The 18,368-nt window shown below is 63.7% G+C and carries 19 protein-coding genes; 17 read left to right on the forward strand and 2 right to left on the reverse strand.

Features of this window, described 5'->3' with window-relative positions; translation table 11 throughout:
* Nucleotides 1–245 precede the first annotated feature (245 nt).
* Nucleotides 246–1,031, forward strand: a complete 786-nt coding sequence (locus R5R73_RS16555) for an IclR family transcriptional regulator domain-containing protein (RefSeq protein ID WP_322528098.1) — start codon at nt 246–248, stop codon at nt 1,029–1,031.
* Nucleotides 1,032–1,216: 185 nt separating this feature from the next.
* A complete protein-coding gene (locus R5R73_RS16560) occupies nt 1,217–2,158 on the forward strand; it encodes an AEC family transporter (protein ID WP_322528099.1) in 942 nt (313 codons plus the stop codon).
* 18 nt (nt 2,159–2,176) lie between these two features.
* Here the strand turns inward: R5R73_RS16560 and R5R73_RS16565 are convergent, their stop codons facing one another.
* Complete coding sequence (locus R5R73_RS16565; RefSeq protein WP_322528100.1) at nt 2,177–3,001, reverse strand: sugar phosphate isomerase/epimerase family protein; 825 nt, start codon at nt 2,999–3,001, stop codon at nt 2,177–2,179.
* Nucleotides 3,002–3,211: 210 nt separating this feature from the next.
* Here R5R73_RS16565 and R5R73_RS16570 point away from each other — a divergent pair, with 210 nt between their 5' ends.
* The 14 genes from R5R73_RS16570 (at nt 3,212) to R5R73_RS16635 (ending at nt 16,257) form a co-directional block, all read left to right on the forward strand.
* Complete coding sequence (locus R5R73_RS16570; protein ID WP_322528101.1) at nt 3,212–3,766, forward strand: DMT family transporter; 555 nt, start codon at nt 3,212–3,214, stop codon at nt 3,764–3,766.
* Nucleotides 3,679–4,080, forward strand: coding sequence for a DMT family transporter (locus R5R73_RS16575; protein WP_322528102.1), 402 nt, complete (start codon nt 3,679–3,681; stop codon nt 4,078–4,080). The genes R5R73_RS16570 and R5R73_RS16575 overlap by 88 nt, the downstream gene beginning before the upstream one ends.
* A 74-nt stretch (nt 4,081–4,154) precedes the next feature.
* Nucleotides 4,155–5,534 carry an SLC13 family permease gene (locus R5R73_RS16580; RefSeq protein ID WP_322528103.1) on the forward strand — a complete coding sequence of 460 codons (1,380 nt, stop codon included), beginning with the start codon at nt 4,155–4,157 and terminating at the stop codon, nt 5,532–5,534.
* Between the two features lie 163 nt (nt 5,535–5,697).
* Nucleotides 5,698–6,729, forward strand: coding sequence for a protein-methionine-sulfoxide reductase catalytic subunit MsrP (gene msrP, locus R5R73_RS16585; RefSeq protein WP_322528104.1), 1,032 nt, complete (start codon nt 5,698–5,700; stop codon nt 6,727–6,729).
* A complete protein-coding gene (msrQ, locus tag R5R73_RS16590) occupies nt 6,729–7,367 on the forward strand; it encodes a protein-methionine-sulfoxide reductase heme-binding subunit MsrQ (protein ID WP_322528105.1) in 639 nt (212 codons plus the stop codon). The genes msrP and msrQ overlap by 1 nt, the downstream gene beginning before the upstream one ends.
* A gap of 212 nt (nt 7,368–7,579) precedes the next feature.
* Nucleotides 7,580–8,566: a 2-hydroxyacid dehydrogenase gene (locus R5R73_RS16595; protein WP_071230811.1), complete on the forward strand. Its 987-nt coding sequence runs from the start codon at nt 7,580–7,582 to the stop codon at nt 8,564–8,566.
* 556 nt (nt 8,567–9,122) lie between these two features.
* The gene (locus tag R5R73_RS16600; protein WP_322528106.1) at nt 9,123–10,181 is read left to right on the forward strand and encodes a LacI family DNA-binding transcriptional regulator; all 1,059 of its coding nucleotides are present in this window, start codon (nt 9,123–9,125) and stop codon (nt 10,179–10,181) included.
* On the forward strand, nt 10,178–11,176 hold the full coding sequence (locus R5R73_RS16605) for a TRAP transporter substrate-binding protein (RefSeq protein ID WP_322528107.1): 999 nt from the start codon (nt 10,178–10,180) through the stop codon (nt 11,174–11,176). Before R5R73_RS16600 ends, R5R73_RS16605 begins: the two co-directional genes overlap by 4 nt.
* 12 nt (nt 11,177–11,188) lie before the next feature.
* A complete protein-coding gene (locus tag R5R73_RS16610) occupies nt 11,189–11,797 on the forward strand; it encodes a TRAP transporter small permease (RefSeq protein ID WP_322528108.1) in 609 nt (202 codons plus the stop codon).
* Nucleotides 11,794–13,101 (forward strand): TRAP transporter large permease, encoded by a 1,308-nt coding sequence (locus R5R73_RS16615; protein ID WP_071230815.1) that lies wholly within the window; start codon nt 11,794–11,796, stop codon nt 13,099–13,101. Before R5R73_RS16610 ends, R5R73_RS16615 begins: the two co-directional genes overlap by 4 nt.
* A gap of 256 nt (nt 13,102–13,357) precedes the next feature.
* Complete coding sequence (locus tag R5R73_RS16620) at nt 13,358–14,038, forward strand: HAD family hydrolase (protein WP_322528109.1); 681 nt, start codon at nt 13,358–13,360, stop codon at nt 14,036–14,038.
* 213 nt (nt 14,039–14,251) lie between these two features.
* Nucleotides 14,252–14,626 carry a translation initiation factor Sui1 gene (locus R5R73_RS16625; protein ID WP_071230817.1) on the forward strand — a complete coding sequence of 125 codons (375 nt, stop codon included), beginning with the start codon at nt 14,252–14,254 and terminating at the stop codon, nt 14,624–14,626.
* A 130-nt stretch (nt 14,627–14,756) separates the two neighbouring features.
* On the forward strand, nt 14,757–15,176 hold the full coding sequence (locus R5R73_RS16630; protein ID WP_322528110.1) for a YbaY family lipoprotein: 420 nt from the start codon (nt 14,757–14,759) through the stop codon (nt 15,174–15,176).
* Between the two features lie 88 nt (nt 15,177–15,264).
* Nucleotides 15,265–16,257, forward strand: a complete 993-nt coding sequence (locus R5R73_RS16635; protein ID WP_322528111.1) for an aldo/keto reductase — start codon at nt 15,265–15,267, stop codon at nt 16,255–16,257.
* Nucleotides 16,258–16,312: 55 nt separating this feature from the next.
* Here the strand turns inward: R5R73_RS16635 and R5R73_RS16640 are convergent, their stop codons facing one another.
* The gene (locus tag R5R73_RS16640) at nt 16,313–17,173 is read right to left on the reverse strand and encodes an NAD-dependent protein deacetylase (protein WP_322528112.1); all 861 of its coding nucleotides are present in this window, start codon (nt 17,171–17,173) and stop codon (nt 16,313–16,315) included.
* 221 nt (nt 17,174–17,394) lie between these two features.
* Here R5R73_RS16640 and R5R73_RS16645 point away from each other — a divergent pair, with 221 nt between their 5' ends.
* Nucleotides 17,395–18,318: a nuclease-related domain-containing protein gene (locus R5R73_RS16645; RefSeq protein ID WP_071230820.1), complete on the forward strand. Its 924-nt coding sequence runs from the start codon at nt 17,395–17,397 to the stop codon at nt 18,316–18,318.
* Nucleotides 18,319–18,368: the final 50 nt, after the last annotated feature.

The raw sequence follows: 18,368 nt of genomic DNA on the forward strand, positions 1-18,368 counted from the left end.
CTCATTGAAATTCGGGTAGAACACAGCAACTGCGCGACTTGAGGCCGAACCACGACTTTGGTCTCATCTGTATCCGAAGTCCGTGGTAATCGTCTGGCGAAATCCCTTCTAGACCTCTTCTTGCCAGCGATGATCTCCCCGCTTCAGCAGCGAATCATGTTAGAACAGATGTTCGGCTTTCGAACTTTTCTTTTACCCCTTAAGCTCGTAACCATCGATTCGACAGACGGCAAGGAATTTCAGGCATGCCCAGCAAGGATGAAATGCTCACCCCTGATGATCGCGACTTCGTCACCGCACTGGCCAGCGGACTCGAGGTGATACTCGCGTTCGATCAGCAGTCACCACGGATGACGTTGAGCGAGGTCGCTGCCAAGACGGGAATGAATCGTGCGCGTGCCCGTCGATTTCTGCTGACGCTGCACGCGCTGGGCTACGTGCGTAAACAACATCGTTCGTTCGAGTTGGCGCCCAAGGCGCTACAGCTGGGTTATGCCTTTCTCTCCTCGAACGGTTATCGCAGCGTCATTCAACAACACCTCGAGGACATCACCGATGTTACCGGCGAGTCTTCGTCGATGGGCGTACTCGATGGCGACGACGTCACCTATGTGGCGCGATCGGCGGCTCATCACCGCTTGATGTCCATTTCACTGTCGATCGGCACCCGCCTTCCGGCAGCCTATACCTCCATGGGTCGGATTCTGCTGGCGCAGTTACCGGATGCAGAGCGCGCCGCCTATCTCGAGCGGGTCACGCTCTCGCGGCACACCGAACACAGCATTACCGACAAGGCGACACTGGCGGCGCTCTTCATCGAGATTCGCGAGCAGGGTTACTGTATTGTGGATCAGGAGCTGGATTCGGGGCTCCGCTCTCTGGCAATCCCGGCCTTCGACGCCAATGGCGAACTGTTGGGCGCCATCAATATCAGCACCAACGCGGCTCGGATCGACATACAGACGTTAACGAAAGACTTCCTGCCCCTGCTTCGCGAGAAGGCGAAACTGATAGCCCAGCAGGTCAACTGAAAACTCGCGACGGGCAGTCGGCCAGATCACGGAGGCGCATCGCCAGCGCGCCCTGGAGGTCATCGGCTGGCAACGCTGAACGAGAGTCCTGCTGGCGGGCGCCGTGCGAGTGAATCCACTTGCCGGTAGCCCATCATGGGCTCATGCTATTAGGCATAAGTCTAATTGGCAGCGATCAACATTTCGTGAACACCATCCTCGGCGCCATCATTCCCATCTTCATCCTGCTGGGCATCGGTTATCTCGCGGTGCTCAAGCGCATCGTCGACAAGGCCCATATCCAGGGCATGGGCCGCTATGTGATCAATATCGCCCTGCCCGCGCTAGTGATCCAGGCGCTGCTCCAGCGACCGCTGGACGAGGTCTTCAACGTCCCCTACCTGCTGGTCTACGGGCTGGGTTCCGGGCTCGCCTTCGCTCTTACCTTCGGCCTGGTGACACTGCGCGGCAACGCACCGCTGGAGCGCCGGGCAATGTACGCCCTGGGCACGTCGGCCTCCAACAGCGGCTTCATCGGCTATCCGGTGGCAGTGCTGGTGGTCGGCCCCACGGCAGGCATTGCCCTGGCGCTCAACATGCTGATCGAGAATCTGCTGGTGATCCCTACGGCGCTGGTACTCGCCGAACTCGGCCGCCAGGCCCAAGGCGGCGTGTGGAAGACGGCGAAACCGGTCGCGCTGCGCATCCTGCGCCATCCGTTGATCATCGCCATCGCCGTGGGTACGCTGCTCGCCGCCCTGAACCTGCATCCGCCGGCCCCGATTGCCCGGGTGCTCGAGATGCTCGCCGCCTCGTCGTCGCCGGTGGCGTTGTTCGTGATCGGTGGCACGCTGTGCGGCCTGCGCGTGCGCGGCATGGTCAAGCGTGTGACCCGGATTGCGCTCGCCAAGCTCACCCTGCACCCGCTCTGCATACTGCTGATGGCGCTGCTGATCCCGGGGCTCGATCCGATATTCGCCACTGCCGCCATCGTTTTCGCCTGTGCGCCGATGCTCTCGATGTATCCGCTGCTGGGCCAGCGCTACGGATTCGGCGAACTGGGCACGGCGGCGATGGTGATGGCGACGATACTGTCGGCGCTGACACTGGCGCTGGGAATCTGGTTGAGCCATCTGTGGCTGGCATAACCGCCGGCCGAGGCGTACCTACCGCTGCGCAGCCAGTAACGAATCCAGCGCATGCCTGCCCTGGAGCGCTGCCATTCCCGTCGGCATGACCGCCAGCGCGTCGCTGAAGACTTCCAGCGACAGCGGCCCGGCATACCCTGTCCTGCCCAAGGCTTCCATGAAGCGTTCGATGGGTAATTCACCATCGCCGGGAAACGCCCGCCGATGGCGGCTCAACGCCTGCAGATCCTGCCCGCGCGGCCATGGCGAGTCGGCCAGTTGCACCAGGCCGATCCTGTCGCCGGGGATCGAGGCAAGCGTTTCCAGCTCGAGTTCGCGAGCCAGGATGTGGTAGCTGTCCAGCACGATGGAAAGTGCCGGGTGATCCGCCTGCTGCACGATCCGCCACGCCTCGCGATAGTCGAAGACATACCGCCCCCAGGCCAGCGCCTCGAAGCCCACGCGCATCTTCCGTTCGGCCGCCAGCTCGGCCAGGTCGCGCAGGCTGTCGGCGGCTCGGCCCCGGTCGTTCTCGGCTTCTTCGCGGGTATTGCTGCAGGCGAGCAGGAAGTCGCCGCCGAGATCGGCCAGCGTATCGAATTGGCGCCTGGCCTCCTCCAGCATCTGCCGATGCAGTACCGGCGGCAGCGCTTCGACATCGTGGAACGGCTGTAGCGCGATGACCGTCAGCCCGAGCTCCCGACAACGCTCCCCCACGGTTCGCGGCGCCAGACCGCTCGACTGCAGGTCGTCGACGAAAATCTCCACGCCGTCGAAGCCAGCCCGCGCGATAGCCTCCAGCTTGTTCGTCAATCCTCCGCTCAGACAAAGCGTCGCCATCGCGGTTGTCGTTACCTGCTTCACGCGTTCTCTCCTGGCTGGCAGGAGCCACCAATCTGGCTCGTCTGGATGTTCAGCCTAGAAGGAAACCGTCACGACGCCACAGGTTCGCGAATCCGATTCCTCATCTACGCTGACGGCGGGGTCGCGCGCCCGAGCCGGCGCAATCCGGAGCGCTGGCGACAGACTGAAGCGCTGGCGACAGACAACATCTGCCAAGGAGCGCATCACACCATGTCGAGTTCGGTGAAGGGCACCGTCTACATCACGCTTGCGGCCATGTTCTGGGGCCTATCGGGCGGCCTTGCGAGCCTGTTGATGGATGAGGGCTGGGACCCTTACGTCATCTCGTTCTATCGCGGCGCGATCGGCCTGATCTGCATGCTAGCCTGGTTCGTCCTCCATCCGTTGCGCAACCTGCGATTCGACTGGCGGCTCATCGCCTGGTCGGTCGTGGCTGGCGTCGGTGTGGCCGGCAACTTCACCTTCTATTTCCTGAGCATCTCGAACGCCAACGTGGCGATCGCCGCCACCCTGATGTACACCGCGCCGCTGTTCGTCTTTCTGGTGTCGTTCGCATGCGGTCTGGAGAAGCCGACGCTGGGCAAATGGGCGTCGATCACGGCGGTGATGGTCGGTATCGTGCTGCTGACCGACATCCTGCGCAGCGGCACGGGCCAGGTTTCGGTCTGGGGCATCGCTTGCGCCTGCTTTCCGGCTTGTCCTATGCGCTATTCATCTTCGGCTTTCGCTACGCCAGGACCCAAGGCCCCGCGCAGGCGGTCCTGACGATCGCTTTCCTGACCCTGACGCTGCTGCTGTTCGCGTTCGTCGACGTCGGGCAGATGCAGAAAGTGCCGTTCACCGACGACGCCTACGGATTCCTGCTGCTCGGCCTGTTCGGCGCAGGCATCTCCTTCTATCTCTATCTGCCCGGGCTGAGACGGACGTCCCCCTCGGCGGCCTCGATGATCGCCATGGTGGAGCCGGTCACGGCCTCGCTGTTCGGATTCGTCGTGCTGGGACAGACGCTCGCCCCGCTGCAGCTTTTCGGCATGGCGATCATTCTGGTCACCATTACCCTGCTGAGCCTGCAGCGCTGATCCGCCCCGATTCGGCCGATGGTCGCTTTGCACGCTGGTATACTGCCGCCTCGCTCGCCTTCGGATCTGTCGCGATGTCCTCTTCGATTACCGTTCTCCCCTGGCGTCAGGGAATGTCACTGCTGGCTCTGTTGGGTGCGCTCGGCTGGCTGTTGCTGGGTAGCGCCGACGGCTCGGTCCTGCAGGCCGGGATCGTCGTGGTGCTCTGCATCGGTCTGTGGGCCACTGGCTGGCTGCCACAATGGCTGACGGCGCTGATCTTCTTCACGCTCTGTGTCGTGGCCAAAGTCGCCCCGGCCGCCACCGTGTTTGCCGGCTTCGAGTCGGCCGCGACCTGGCTGGTGTTCTCGGGCATGGTGATCGGCGCCGCGATCAATCACACCGGCCTGGGCGAACGCGTCGCCGCCCGGATCGGACCTCATCTCGCGTCAGGTTATCCACAGGCGGTTGTCGGCGTGGGCCTGCTGGGGCTGATCGCTTCCTTCGTCATGCCGTCGGCGATGGGCCGGATCGTGCTGCTGGTGCCGATTCTTTTGACCCTGGTCGAGCGGTTCGGCTACGAGCCCGGCAATCCTGGCCGCGCCGGCATCCTGCTCAGCGGCATCATGTCGAGCTTTCTGCCGACCTTCACCATTCTGCCGGCCAATGTGCCCAACAATGTGCTGATGGGGGCCAGCGAAGCAGTGCTCGGCTTCTCGCCCAGCTACGGCGAATATCTGCTGCTGCACTTTCCCGTTCTGGGGCTGCTCAAGTGGGTGCTGATCATGGGCTTGATCCTGTGGCAGTTCCGCGCCGCGGCGCCATCCCCTTTCACGACCGAGACGTCATCCGAGCTCGACCGCGGCGGCAGACTGATGAGCGTGCTGCTGGCCTTTGCCGTGGTGATGTGGATGACCGATGCCTGGCACGGCATCTCGCCGGCCTGGATCGGCATGCTGGTGGGGCTGGTCTGCCTGTTCCCGGGCAGCGGCCTGCTGCCGGCCAGGCCATTGCAGCAGATGAACCTCGAACCGTTCATCTATATCGCCGGGATCGTCAGTCTGGGCGCGCTGGCGCACGGCAGCGGGCTGGGCGAGGCGATCGCCGGCCAGCTTCTCGATGTGCTGCCGCTATCGCCGGAATCGACCGTCGGCAACTTCGCCTGGCTCTCGGTGATCGCCACGATCCTGGGCATGCTGGTCACGCTGCCCGGTGTTCCCGCAGTGATGATGCCGCTGGCCCCGCAACTGGCCGATGTCACCGGCTGGTCGCCATCCGCCGTGGTGATGTCTCAGGTGATCGGATTCTCGACCGTGGTGTTCCCCTATCAGTCGCCGCCGCTGATCATCGGCCTGCTCACCTCCGGCGTGAGCATCCGCCAGGCCATGCGCATCACGCTGCCGCTGGCGGTGATCACGATCCTGCTGCTGTGGCCACTCGATTTCGTCTGGTGGCGCTGGCTGGGCGTGATCTGATCCGCTCGAGGCTTTTTCCGGTTTCATATCGGTCGCGGGAATAGATCGCCTAGACTGAGCGTCATGCGGTGTCACGGCGTACGCCGGAGTCTCGGTACACGCATCCAGGCGCGCGCCGCCAGCGTATCCACCACATGCCATCATCGGCGGTTGGAGACTCATCATGTTGATCAAGATTGCCAAACCCGGCGACCTGCGCGAATCGGACGTCACACCGGAATCGGTTTACCTCTCGCGTCGCCGCTTCATGGGCGGGCTGGCTGGCCTGGGTCTGAGTGCAGGAGCAGGCTTGGCACTGTCGGGACGTGCCCTGGCGGCCGCCTCCGATTACCAGGACGTGCCGGCCGGCAATCCGCCAGGCTGGTTCGAGCTCAAGCTGGAAAATGCCGAGTGGGAGAGTGTGGTGCCTGCCGATCGGGAACTGGACAAGCTCACGCCCTTCGACGACGCCACCCACTACAACAATTTCTACGAATTCGGCACCGGCAAGGGCGACCCCGCCCGCAATGCCGATGCGCTCAAGACCCAGCCGTGGAGCGTGGTGATCGACGGCGAGGTCAATAACGGCGGGCGCTTCGATCTCGAGGATATCGCCAAGCCTTCCCGCCTGCAGGAGCGCATCTACCGGCTGCGCTGCGTCGAGGCCTGGTCGATGGTGATCCCCTGGCTGGGAATCCCGCTGGGTGACGTCATCAAACGCGCCGAACCAACCTCGAAAGCCAAGTATGTGCGCTTCGAAACGCTGGTGGCGCCGGACCAGATGCCGGGGCAGGACTCCTCGTTCGCGCTGATCGACTGGCCCTACACCGAAGGCCTGCGCATGGACGAGGCGATGCATCCGCTGGCGATTCTCGGGCTCGGCATGTACGGCCGTGAGCTGCCCAACCAGAACGGCGCCCCCTTCCGGCTGATCGTGCCGTGGAAGTACGGCTTCAAGAGCATCAAGTCGATCGTCAGGATCTCGCTGGTCGAGGAGCAGCCGGTCAACTCCTGGCAGGCAATCGCCCCTGACGAGTACGGCTTCTACGCCAACGTCAATCCCGAGGTCGACCACCCGCGCTGGAGCCAGGCCACCGAACGCCGGCTGCCCAACAGTCTATTCAATCCCAACATCATCGATACGCGAATGTTCAATGGCTACGCCGAGGAGGTCGCGAGTCTCTATCAGGGCATGGACCTGAGGAAGAACTTCTGATGGCGATGCCGCGCTATACGCTGACGCTCTGGCGCATCGCGGTGTTCATCGCCGCGCTGGTGCCGCTGGCCTGGTGGAGCTCCCAGGTCGCCATCAACGCCGCCGGCCCGGAGCCCGGCCGCTACCTGCTGCTCAACATCGGCCAGGGCATACTGTGGATGCTGCTTTCCACCCTCAGCCTGACTCCGCTGACCAAGCTGACCCGCTGGAAAGGCTTCGCGCTGATCCGCCGCCAGCTCGGCCTGTGGACGCTGGCCTATGCGTTGCTGCACCTGTTCTGCTACGCCGTCTTCATTCTCGGGCTGGATCTGTCGCGACTCGGCAGCGAGATCGTCCGCCGGCCCTATATCATCGTCGGCATGCTGGCCCTCGTCGGGCTGATCGCGATGGGCGTGACCTCCAACAAATGGTCGATGCGCAAACTGGGCAAGCGCTGGAAGACCCTGCACAAAGTTGTCTACCTGGTGCTGGGGCTCGGCCTGCTGCACTTCCTTTGGGTGGTCCGCGCCGACATGGAACAGTGGAGCCTCTATGCCGCCGTCGGCGCCTTCCTGATGATTCTGCGCATTCCGCCCATCGCCCGGCAGTTGCCGAAATTCCGCCAACTGATCAAGCGGCCCGGCCGAGCCTCCGCGTAACGCGTCGAGCACCGCTGCCGGGCGCATGATCGGGGAACAAGCACCCCAATTCCTTCGTTTGGACTTGTCTCCGAGCGCCTCTTTCCCGCTAGACTTTCGTCGAAGCACTGCCTCAGGGGGCCGGGTTTGTCGGTAAGCTCGTGCGTCCCTCACCTCGCAGGCGGCGATGTCGTCGCCTGCGGATATTCGATTTTTCAGCCGGAGAGTCTTTCATGAGCAAGCGCATCCTGGCGTACCGTCGCCTCAACGACCAGCAACTCGACCAGCTACGCGAACGCTTTCACGTCGACTACTTCGGCAAGCTCGAATCGGCCGACGATCCGGCATTCCGCGAGGCGCTGGGGCAAGCTCACGGGCTGATCGGCGCGGGGGTCAACATGACCCCGGAACTGCTCGATGCCGCGCCCAACCTGGAAGCGATCGCCAGTATCTCGGTGGGGGTGGACAACTATCCGGTCGAGGAGCTGACCCGCCGCGGCATCCTGCTCTGCAATACGCCGGACGTGCTCACCGAAACCACCGCCGACACCGGCTTCTCGCTGATCATGGCGAGCGCCCGCCGGGTGGTGGAGCTGGCCGAGTACGTCAAGCGCGGCGACTGGAAGTCGAGCATCGGCCCCGAACAGTTCGGTAGCGACGTTCATGGCAAGACGCTGGGCATGGTCGGCTTCGGACGCATCGGTCAGGCGGTGGCCCGCCGCGGCGCTCTCGGTTTCGGCATGAAGATCCTCTACTCCAACGCCTCGCCCAAACCGGATCTGGAAGCGGAACTGGGCGCCCGCCGCTGCGAGCTGGACGAGCTGCTGCAGCAGTCCGACTTCGTCTGCGCTATCGTGCCGCTGACCCCGGAGACCCGCCAACTGATCGGCGCCCGCGAGTTCGAGCTGATGAAGGAGAGCGCCATCTTCATCAACATCTCCCGCGGGCAGGTGGTCGACGAACAGGCCATGATCCAGGCCCTCGAAAGCGGCCAGATTCGCGGCGCCGGTCTCGACGTGTTCGAGCAGGAACCGCTCCAGGCGGATTCTCCGCTGCCCAAGATGCCCAACGTGGTCGCGCTGCCGCACATCGGTTCCGCCACTCACGAGACCCGCACCGCCATGGCCCAGCGCGCGGTCGACAACATCATGCTCGCGCTGGACGGCAAACGACCGATCAGCCCGTTCAACGAGGAAGCCTGGAGCGACAGGCTGAACTGATACACCCTCCCGTTTCATGGAAAGCGGCGCCTGGCCATTGATCAAGGTAAAACGCGACCTTCATGATTCGGGAATCGCGTTTACGAATAGGCAAGATGCCAGGTGGCTTCTATCGGACTTGAACTACGATGATTGAGTCTTTCCGATAGCGACGTCCAATAGCGACTAAGGGACACCATGAAAATAGCCATCGTGGTTTTAGTGCTGAGCTTGATTGGCTGTATCTACATGATCTCCCACTGGGGAGAAACGGATGACTGTGCCAATTCGGCCAAGGCCGAAGCGGAATGTCAGACGAAGTAGCAAGCATGCAAGAAGTAGCGAGCATGCAAATTGCGTGGGCGGCAGCTCGTCGCCCACGTCTCGCCCTCATGCCATCGAGACATGGCGTGACAGAAGTCCGTGACGCCCTTGCCTGTCTCTCGTGACGAAGATCCCCGCTCGGACACTGCTGTAGTTCACCGACATCGTTTGCCACTAAAGACGAATAGGCGCATTCCCGGGGCGCGACTAACCTGCTGACAGCTTTTTGGATCGATCCAAAACGGAATGCAGCATGCCCGAAAACCTCAGAGTCTCTTCCCGCCCTCGCGTCACGCTGAGAGATATCGCGGCCCATGCCGGCGTCTCGCGCTCGACCGTGTCGCTGGTGATGCAGGAAAGCTCGCTGGTGGCGGAGTCCACACGCCAGCGAGTGCGGGATGCCATCGACGCACTGGGCTACGTCTACAACCGTGGCGCCGCCACGCTGCGCAGTCCACGTACCGCGACCATCGGCGTGGTGGTTCACGATATCGCCAATCCGTTCTTCGGTGCCCTGATGGCGGGCATCGACGAAACACTGCAGGACGCCGATTACGTTCCCTTTCTGGTCAGCAGCGGCGACAGCCTGACCCGCCAGGCGCGTTTTTTGGCACGCATGCGGGAACATCGGGTCGATGCGCTGTTGCTGTGCCCCGCGGAGGAGACGCCTGCGTCGTTGATCGAAACGATCGCCGACTGGGGCATGCCCTGCATCGAGGTCATGCGGCACGTCGGCCCGTCACCGCTCGGCGACTATGTCGGCGCGGATCTCCGGACGGGCATCGCCAACGCCGTTCGTCACCTGGTCGCCCTGGGGCATCGTCGTATCACCCTTCTGGCGGGGACCGCCGATCATTCCGCCGACCGCGAACGGCTCGCGGGCTACCGCCAGGCCATGAGCGAGGCCGGACTCGATGACCTGTCGCGCATCGTTCGCGGCCCCCTGACCCGTTGCGCAGGGCGCGAGACCACCCTCGAGCTGATGCGTGGCGACGACGCGCCCACGGCCCTGATCTGCCACAACGATCTGGTCGCGCTGGGGGCACTGCTGGCGCTTTCCCATCTTGGCCTGCGTGCGGGGCAGGACTGCGCAGTGGTCGGCGTCGACGACATCGATGAAGCCGCCCTCACCGACCCCGCCTTGACCAGTATCGCGACCCACCCGCGGTCGATCGGCCGCCGCGCCGCCGAACTGGCCCTGAAGCGGATACGGACGCCCGACGGCGAACGCGAACGCATCGTTCTCGAGGCACCCTTGATGGTTCGCGCCAGCTCCCAACCCTCGCTCGCTCGCCCCCAGGAGTCACCATGAGATTTCACGAGGTTCCACGCTATCTGTCCGGCTGGCGGCTCATCGTCGCCACGGGCCTTCTTTTCGCCGCGCTCGCCACGCCGGCCGAAGCCCGCGAGCTGATCTTCGGCCACGGCGCCACGGAGGATACCGCCTACCACCTGAGCGCGGAGCGCTTCAAACAGTTGCTGGAAGAGAAAACCGACGGCGAACTCACGGTTAACCTCTACAGCAACTCGGTGCTCGGTCATGAAACCGAGATGTTCGAGCAGCAGACCGCTGGTGCGCTGGATTTCTCGATCATCAATCCCGGCTTGATCTCGGAGTTCTCGCATACCGCCAGCATCTTCTCGATTCCGTTTCTGTATCGCGATCTCGATCATTGGCGGCACGTGCTGGATGGCGAGGCCGGCCAGGAGATCGCCCAGCGCATCGAGGCGGAAACCGGCGTCAAGGTGCTCGCCTACTACGGCGGCAGCACCCGTCAGATCGTCAGTACCCGCCCGCTGGAAACGCTAGACGATCTCAAGGGCATGAAGCTGCGCACCAACCCGACCCGGCCGGTGATCACGGCCTGGGCGGCGCTGGGCACCCAGCCCACGGTCATGGCCTACAAGGAGATCTACACCGGGCTGCAGCTGGGCGCCATCGACGGCCTGCTCAACGAGGCGGAGTGGATCTACCGCATGCGCTTCCATGAAGTCGCGCCCCATATCGGGCTTTCCGAACACGACATCACCGTGCGCTTGCTGACCATTTCCGACGATACCTGGGAGTCGCTCACGCCCTCCGAGCAGCAGGCGGTTCAGGCCGCCGCCGACGAGAGCGAGCAGTACGCGCGGAACCTGCAGATCCGCCTCGACAAGGAGTCCCGCGACAAGCTCGAGGCCGAAGGCGCCACCTTCTACCCGATGGATCGCGAGCGCATGCAGCAGATCGTCGCCGGCCCGCTGGGCCAGGTGATCGATGACATGGCGCTGCGCGATCTCTACGAACTCATCATCAATACCCAGTAAAGGAGTCGTGTCATGGCATTCGCAACGGCCCTGGGCCGCGTCAACCGCCAGCTGGAACGCCTCCTTCACGGGGTGTTGCTGTTCTTGCTGGCCAGCTTCATCGTGCTGATCGTCTATCAGATCGTCAGCCGCAACCTGGGCTTCCTGCCGAGGCTCTACTGGACCGAGGAGATGAGCCGCTTCGCCTTCCAGTGGATGATCATGCTGGGCACCGCGATCGGCGTGCTGCATGCCGATCACTTCGTGCTCGAGGCTTTCCCCCGCGGCTCCCGCCCCGACCGGGTGACCCGGGTGATCCGCGATGTCGCCTGCCTGATCGTCGGGCTGATCTTCGTCGTCTTCGGCCAGGCCTTCGCCCTTTCCGGTTTCAACCGGATTGCCAGCGCCTCGCAGCTGCCGATGGTCGTGACCTATTCGACCTTCCTCGTCAGCGGCGTGCTGATCGTGCTGTTCAGCCTGCAGCGCCTGCTGGTGACCGCCAGCCAGGGCGTCGATGCCATGGAAAGCGAGCTCAACACGCCTTCCGAGATCGACGAGCTCATCGATCCGGACCATGCGAGCGCCCCGCCCACGCAAGAATTCGATTTGCCCTCGTCACACGAGAAGGAGACCTCGCGATGATGCCTGCCGACTGGCTCTACCTGCTGCCGTGGCTGCTGTTCGCGCTGCTCGGCGTCCTCATCGTGCTGGGCGTGCCGATCGCGATGTCGCTGGTGCTCACCTCGTTTGGCATCATCGTGCTCGATCCGCGCCTGACGCCGTGGATTCTGTTCCAGCGCATGTACTACGGCATGGACTCCTTCGTGCTGCTGGCGGTGCCGCTGTTCCTGCTCGCCGGCAACCTGATGAATGCCGCCCGAATCACCGACCGCCTGATCACGCTGTGCCTGCATCTGGTCGGCCATGTCAAAGGGGCGCTGGCCCACGTCAACGTGCTGGTCAGCATGCTGTTCGCCGGGGTTTCGGGGTCATCGACGGCCGACAGTGCAGGCATCGGTACGGTGTTGATTCCGGCCATGAAAAAAGAGGGTTATCCGACCCACTTCAGCGTCGCGGTGACGGCCGCCTCCTCGGTGATGGGGATCATCATTCCGCCGTCGATCAACATGATCGTGTGGGGCGCGCTCACCAGCACCTCGATCGCCGGGCTGTTTCTCGGCGGCATCGTGCCGGGGATTCTGATCGCCGCCGCGCAGCTGCTGCTCAACCTCGGCTACGTACGCCGCTATGACGTGCCGACAAGAAAGCGCGCCACGCTCAGGCAACTGGCCAGTTCCGGCAAGGATGGCCTGCTCGCCGCCGGCATCCCGGTGCTGATCATCGGCGGTATCACCCTGGGCATCGTCACGCCCACCGAGGCCGCGGTCATGGCGGTGCTCTACGCGCTGCTGCTGGGCTTCATCGTCTATCGCGAACTCACCTTCAAGAGCGTTCTCGACGCTTCCACCGACACGGTGCGCCTGTGCTCGCTGTCGCTGTTCAGTCTCGTCGGCGCGGCGATCTTCGGCTACCTGATCAGCTTCTATCGGATTCCACCGCAGCTGATGGCCGGCGTGGAAATCAGCGATCCGACCACGCTGCTGATCATCGCGACCATCGTCATGCTGCTGGTGGGCACCTTCATGGATTCGCTGCCGGCAATGGCGATCCTGGCACCAATCTTCCAGCCCCTGGCGGCCCAGGCCGGCGTCGACCCGCTGCAGTTCGGCGTGATCAGCGTCATGGCACTCGGTCTGGGGCTGATCACCCCGCCCTACGGGCTCTGCCTGATGATCTCGGCCAAGATCGGTGGCATCCCCCTGCTCAAGGCGCTGGGCACGACGATGATCTACCTGCTGGTGATGCTGGTGGTGATCGGCCTGCTGATCGCCTTCCCCGAGCTGACGCTCTATCTGCCTCAGACTTTCGGTCCGGACGCGGGCTGAAACCGGCCGATCATAAAGTGTGCAATTTCTGGGGAGTCATTCGCTCCGGCTTGTCAACGACAGCCGGGGCGACTAAAGTTGCAAGATAGATTGAAAACAGTGTTCCATAATCCTGCATTTCCGGATTGCGATGCCGATAAGGGTAGAACTGGAACAACGGAACTGGAAACGACAGAACTGGAGCCAGTCATCGGCAGGCCGCTTTATCGACGACCTGCATACCTATTCACTGACAGCGCCCTCGAGGCGACCCATCATGCCCGATCCCCTCTGCTTGCTTTTCGATTGCGACGGCACCCTGGTCGACAGCGAACCGCTTCTCGCCGAAGTCATGGCGAAGTATCTGAATCAGGCCGGCCTGCCCTTTCAGCCCCATGATTACATGACGGATTTTCGCGGCGCGCGATTCGCCAGCATCGTCTCCCATCTCGAGCGGATGCACGGGAATCTCGATGACGCCGTTCGCCAGCGGATAGAGACAGCGATGCGCCAGGAGATGCACGAGCGCATGGCGGACGAGCTCGAGCCGATCGCTGGCGTGCGGGAAGCGCTAGACGCACTGGGTTCGTTGCCGCGCTGCGTCGCCTCCAACGGCCCCGAGACCAAGATTCGCCGCGCCCTGGACAGCACCGGACTGCGCGGCTTCTTCGGCGACAATATCTACAGCGCCTACACCGTGGGCAGCTGGAAGCCGGCGCCGGGGCTCTTCCTTCATGCCGGCCGCGACATGGGCTTCGAGCCGGGCGAATGCATCGTGATCGATGACGCCCAGGTCGGCGTACGCGCCGCGCTGGCAGCCGGCATGCGGGTCGTCCACATCAACCGCTTTGCCGATCTCGAACCCACCCCGGCCGGCGCTATCGGGATTCGCGACATGCGCGAGCTGCCGGCCGTGATCGACAAGCTGATGCCCGCCCTGGCGGTGAGCAATCTCTAATCGGCTCGGTTCAGGTACCGACGCCGACCAGTCTCAATGGCAGAACGACGATCGCGGCCCGAGCCAAACGCTCGGGCCGCGATCGTTTTTGGCCCGGTCGTTTTTGGCCGGTCGTTTTAGTTCAGTCGATATCGGTTCGGTCGCTTCGAGTGGTCGTTCGCAGGCGGATCGCCGCGTTATGATAGGGCTTTCATGTCTCGATTCGGAGTTCCCATGCCTTCGTTACAGGATCAGCTGCGCGGCCTGGTCTACTCGACCGAACACGGCGAGACCTGCCCCGACTGCCGCCAACCCGTGGCCCAGTGCGAATGCCGCGACCGCGAGGAAGCCGAACGCATCGCCGCACTCGACGGTATCGTGCGCATTCGGCGCGAGACCAGCGGTCGCAAGGGCAAGGGCGTCACCACGATCCAGGGCGTCCCGCTGGGCAGCGACGAGCTGAAAACCCTGGCCAAGACGCTGAAGAAGCGCTGCGGCACCGGCGGCGCGGTCAAGGATGGCGTGATCGAAATCCAGGGCGATCATCGCGACGTGCTCAAGGCCGAGCTGGAGTCGCGCGGTTTCAAGGTCAAGCTCGCCGGCGGCTGATCGGGGCTCGTCGCTTTTCCCGCCACCGGGAATTTCCCGCACGCTGGCTTGTCATAGCCGCACGGTCGTCGTGCCGCCCGCGTCGACGCCGATTTTCCCAAGTTCCACCGTTCCACCTCGAGGGGTTCCGATGCTTTCGCCCACGGTTCCGCGACTTTTGCGTCTCGTCACCATCCTGTTCGCGCTCGTCGTGCTGGCGGGCTGCGCCGGCGGGCCCCAGTTCGACACGCTGGCCGCCCGCGTGGTATCCGAGAAGCCGATCACGCTGCCCGAGTCCGCCACGCTGGAGGTCCAGTTGAAGGACATCTCCACGGGAGACGTGCTGGCCAGCAGCCGCTATGAACGGCTGGGCCAGCTGCCGATTCCGATCACCCTGCAGTACGCCACCGAGGCGATCGACCCGGACGATCTCTACCGCCTCAGCGCGCAGATCCGCGACGGCGATCGCATTCTCTACCTGAATCCGGAGCCGGTATCGGTCTTCGCCGACGGCGACCCCGCCGAGCCGGACATTCCGGTGTCGACCACGGGTGTCGAAACGAACCGCTGAAGCGCCTGACTCGCCCAAGGTACGGCTTGCCGAAGACGACATGCCCCGCCACTCTGTAGGGACTCGATTCATCGTCAAAGAGGACAAGATGGAAACATTGACATTACCGGGTACGGATATCGTCACATCGCGCATTGGCCTCGGCACCTGGGCCATGGGCGGCCGCCAGTGGGGCGGCACCGACGATCCCAACGCCATCCGCACCATTCATGCCGCCATCGACCAGGGCGTCAACCTGATCGATACCGCTCCGGCCTATGGCTTCGGTCACTCGGAAGAGGTCGTCGGCAAGGCCATCGCCCAGGCCGGCCAGCGTGACAAGCTGGTGCTGGCGACCAAGGCGGGCCTGGAGTGGTACGACGACGCAAGCGTCGCCCGCAACGCCACGGCGAAGCGGCTGGAGAAGGAGCTCGACGATTCGCTGCGTCGGCTGAACACCGATCACATCGATCTCTACCAGATCCACTGGCCGGACCCGCTGGTCGACATTCAGGAGACCGCCGAGGCGATGGCACGCTTCCATCGCGCGGGCAAGATCCGGGCAATCGGCGTCAGCAACTTCTCCCCCGAGCAGTGCGACACCTTCCGCCAGACGGCGCCGCTGCATACCCTTCAGCCGCCCTACAATCTGTTCGAGCGCGACATCGACCGCGAGATCCTGCCCTACGCCGAAAACAACGACCTGACGTTGTTAACCTACGGCGCGCTGTGCCGCGGGCTGCTCACCGGCAAGATGCACGAAGGCTATACCTTCAACGGTGACGATCTGCGCAACAGCGATCCCAAGTTCCAGTCGCCGCGATTCGCCCAGTATCTGGCCGCCGTCGATGCGCTGGCCGAACTGGCTCGCACGCGTCATGACAAGAGCGTGCTGGCGCTGGCCGTGCGCTGGATTCTCGATCGCTCACCCAACATCGTCGCGCTGTGGGGCGCCCGCAAGCCGGAGCAGGTCGAACCGCTGGGCGATATCACCGGCTGGAAGCTGAGCGACGAGGACATGGCCGACATCGATGCCATTCTGACCCGGCACGTCAAGGATCCAGTCGGCCCCGAATTCATGGCGCCGCCGACGCGTCAATGAACGTGAAGTGATTCATCGCCAATCTGGAACCCGGCCTCGGCCGGGTTCTGTCGCTTCAGCGCGCCAGGCGTTGCAGCGGCTCCAGCGCGTCGATCAGTGCCGTCAGGGTCGGGCCGATCGGTGCGGTGACCTTGAGATCGAACAGCGCGTCCGCGCGCGTCTTGCCGAGATTGACGCAGGCGATCGGCTTGCCGAGCTTGTCTGCCTGACGGGCGAAGCGAAACCCCGAATAGACCATCAGCGACGAGCCGACCACCAGCATCCCCGAAGCCTCCTCCAGCGCCTGGAAAGCCTGTTCGACACGGGCCCTGGGCACGTTGTCGCCGAAGAACACCACATCCGGCTTGAAGACGCCGACGCGGCAGCGATGGCAGCTCGGCACGTCGAACGTCGAGAAGTCGTAACCGTCGAGATCGGCGTCGCCGTCCGGCCCCACCTCGGCGCTCAATGACAGCCACTCGGGATTGCGTCGTGCCAGTTCGTCGTGCAATGCATGACGCATCAGGGTCGCGTCACAGTTCATGCACTTCACCACATCGGCCTGACCGTGCAGGTCGATGACGCGGCGGGCGCCGGCGCGTTGATGCAGGCCATCGACGTTCTGGGTCACCAGCGAAGTGATTCGCGACTGACGCTCCAGCGCGGTCAATGCCGCGTGCGCCTTGCCCGGATGGGCGGCCGCCAGCGCCCGGAAACCGACCAGGCTGCGGGCCCAGTAGCGTTGCCGCACGCCGTGACTGCCCATGAAAGCCTGATGACTGACCGGCGGCGGCCGCTTCCAGTCGCCGCGCGCATCGCGATAGTCGGGAATGCCGCAATCGGTACTCACCCCGGCCCCCGTGAGCACGAATAGCCGTCGATGGCGCGAGACAAACTCGGCCAGCGCCTCGACGTCCTGGCTGGTATCTTCGAACATGATGTTTTCCATCGAAAGACGTTTCTCATCGACCCGCTTGCAGTATTCACCGTAGCATGCCGGATGGCCGATCATGTCGCACCGGCCCCCGCATCATGCCGTCGTGATGAGCCACCGGGCATCGCCACGGTTCGACCGGCGAATCCATCGACATCGCAGACGATGCTCGACCTCGGCTAGAATGGGACCTCTTCCCGCCCACGCCGCAAGGACACCCGCTCATGGCCTGGTTGGAGTACGTGCTGCCGCTGATCTTCCTCGCTCCCCTGGGCGCCGCCGCCCTGGTGGCGATCACTCTGCGCGACGTGCAGACCGTCGGCCTTCGCTCTCCGCATGACGGCAAGCCCATCCGCGAGATCGCCCAGGCCCATCGCGACCGTCTCGAGAAAGCCCGTATGACGTTCTTCCTCGATGCCACGCTGGCGCCGACGCTCACCTTGATGCCACTGGTTTACGGCATGGGCCGCATGCTGTTCGCCGAAAGACAGAGCTGGCTGGAATGGTCGCTGTATGGCGTCGTCAGCACGCTGCTGGCCATGCTGTTCTGCTTTCTGATCCTGCGCGACGTGCAGCGTCTCCGTCGCCTGACGCGCAGTCTGGCCTGCGAGCTGGCGGTCGGCCAGGCACTGGATCATCTGATCCGGCCGCTGGCCAAGCCCTACTTCGTCTTTCATGATTTTCCCGCCGACAGCTACAGTATCGACAACGTGCTGGTAACGCCCCAGGGCGTGTTCGTGATCCAGACCGTGGCCCGCGACTTTCCGCTCGATCTCGAGGGTCACCCCATCAACACCGTATCGGTAGAGAACGAACGCCTGCGCTTCCGCGGCTGGAGCGAACGTCAGATCCTGCGCAAGGTTCAGCTGTCGACGGTCTGGCTGCGCCAGTGGCTGTCGCGCCACGCCAAATTGAGCGTGCCGGTGAGAGGCATCCTCGTGCTTCCGGGCTGGATCATCGATGACGAAACCGAGCATCTCGGCGACAGCCGCGACATTCGTGTGGTCGACGGCGTCGATCTCGCCACCCAGCTCGGCACCGCCCAGGTCGAAGTCATCGACGACGCCCAGCGCCAGCATCTGGTGGATACCCTGAATGCCCGCTATCGGCGCTTCGAGAGCAAGCGCCGGCCAACTGACGGAGCCTGAAAGTCTCCGCCTCGGACTTTTCCCAGGCTTTTTCCAGAGAGCGCTTCAAA

Source organism: Salinicola sp. LHM (assembly GCF_034479735.1).
Classification (GTDB): domain Bacteria; phylum Pseudomonadota; class Gammaproteobacteria; order Pseudomonadales; family Halomonadaceae; genus Salinicola; species Salinicola salarius.

Coding starts and splice junctions, on each gene's coding strand:
- R5R73_RS16570 (WP_322528101.1), top strand. CDS start 3,212: ATGTCGAGTTCGGTGAAGGGCACCGTCTACATCACGCTTGCGGCCATG.
- R5R73_RS16625 (WP_071230817.1), top strand. CDS start 14,252: ATGCCTTCGTTACAGGATCAGCTGCGCGGCCTGGTCTACTCGACCGAA.
- R5R73_RS16635 (WP_322528111.1), top strand. CDS start 15,265: ATGGAAACATTGACATTACCGGGTACGGATATCGTCACATCGCGCATT.
- R5R73_RS16605 (WP_322528107.1), top strand. CDS start 10,178: ATGAGATTTCACGAGGTTCCACGCTATCTGTCCGGCTGGCGGCTCATC.
- R5R73_RS16615 (WP_071230815.1), top strand. CDS start 11,794: ATGATGCCTGCCGACTGGCTCTACCTGCTGCCGTGGCTGCTGTTCGCG.
- R5R73_RS16600 (WP_322528106.1), top strand. CDS start 9,123: ATGCCCGAAAACCTCAGAGTCTCTTCCCGCCCTCGCGTCACGCTGAGA.
- R5R73_RS16630 (WP_322528110.1), top strand. CDS start 14,757: ATGCTTTCGCCCACGGTTCCGCGACTTTTGCGTCTCGTCACCATCCTG.
- msrP (WP_322528104.1), top strand. CDS start 5,698: ATGTTGATCAAGATTGCCAAACCCGGCGACCTGCGCGAATCGGACGTC.
- msrQ (WP_322528105.1), top strand. CDS start 6,729: ATGGCGATGCCGCGCTATACGCTGACGCTCTGGCGCATCGCGGTGTTC.
- R5R73_RS16610 (WP_322528108.1), top strand. CDS start 11,189: ATGGCATTCGCAACGGCCCTGGGCCGCGTCAACCGCCAGCTGGAACGC.
- R5R73_RS16645 (WP_071230820.1), top strand. CDS start 17,395: ATGGCCTGGTTGGAGTACGTGCTGCCGCTGATCTTCCTCGCTCCCCTG.
- R5R73_RS16620 (WP_322528109.1), top strand. CDS start 13,358: ATGCCCGATCCCCTCTGCTTGCTTTTCGATTGCGACGGCACCCTGGTC.
- R5R73_RS16640 (WP_322528112.1), bottom strand. CDS start 17,173: ATGTTCGAAGATACCAGCCAGGACGTCGAGGCGCTGGCCGAGTTTGTC.
- R5R73_RS16580 (WP_322528103.1), top strand. CDS start 4,155: ATGTCCTCTTCGATTACCGTTCTCCCCTGGCGTCAGGGAATGTCACTG.
- R5R73_RS16555 (WP_322528098.1), top strand. CDS start 246: ATGCCCAGCAAGGATGAAATGCTCACCCCTGATGATCGCGACTTCGTC.
- R5R73_RS16595 (WP_071230811.1), top strand. CDS start 7,580: ATGAGCAAGCGCATCCTGGCGTACCGTCGCCTCAACGACCAGCAACTC.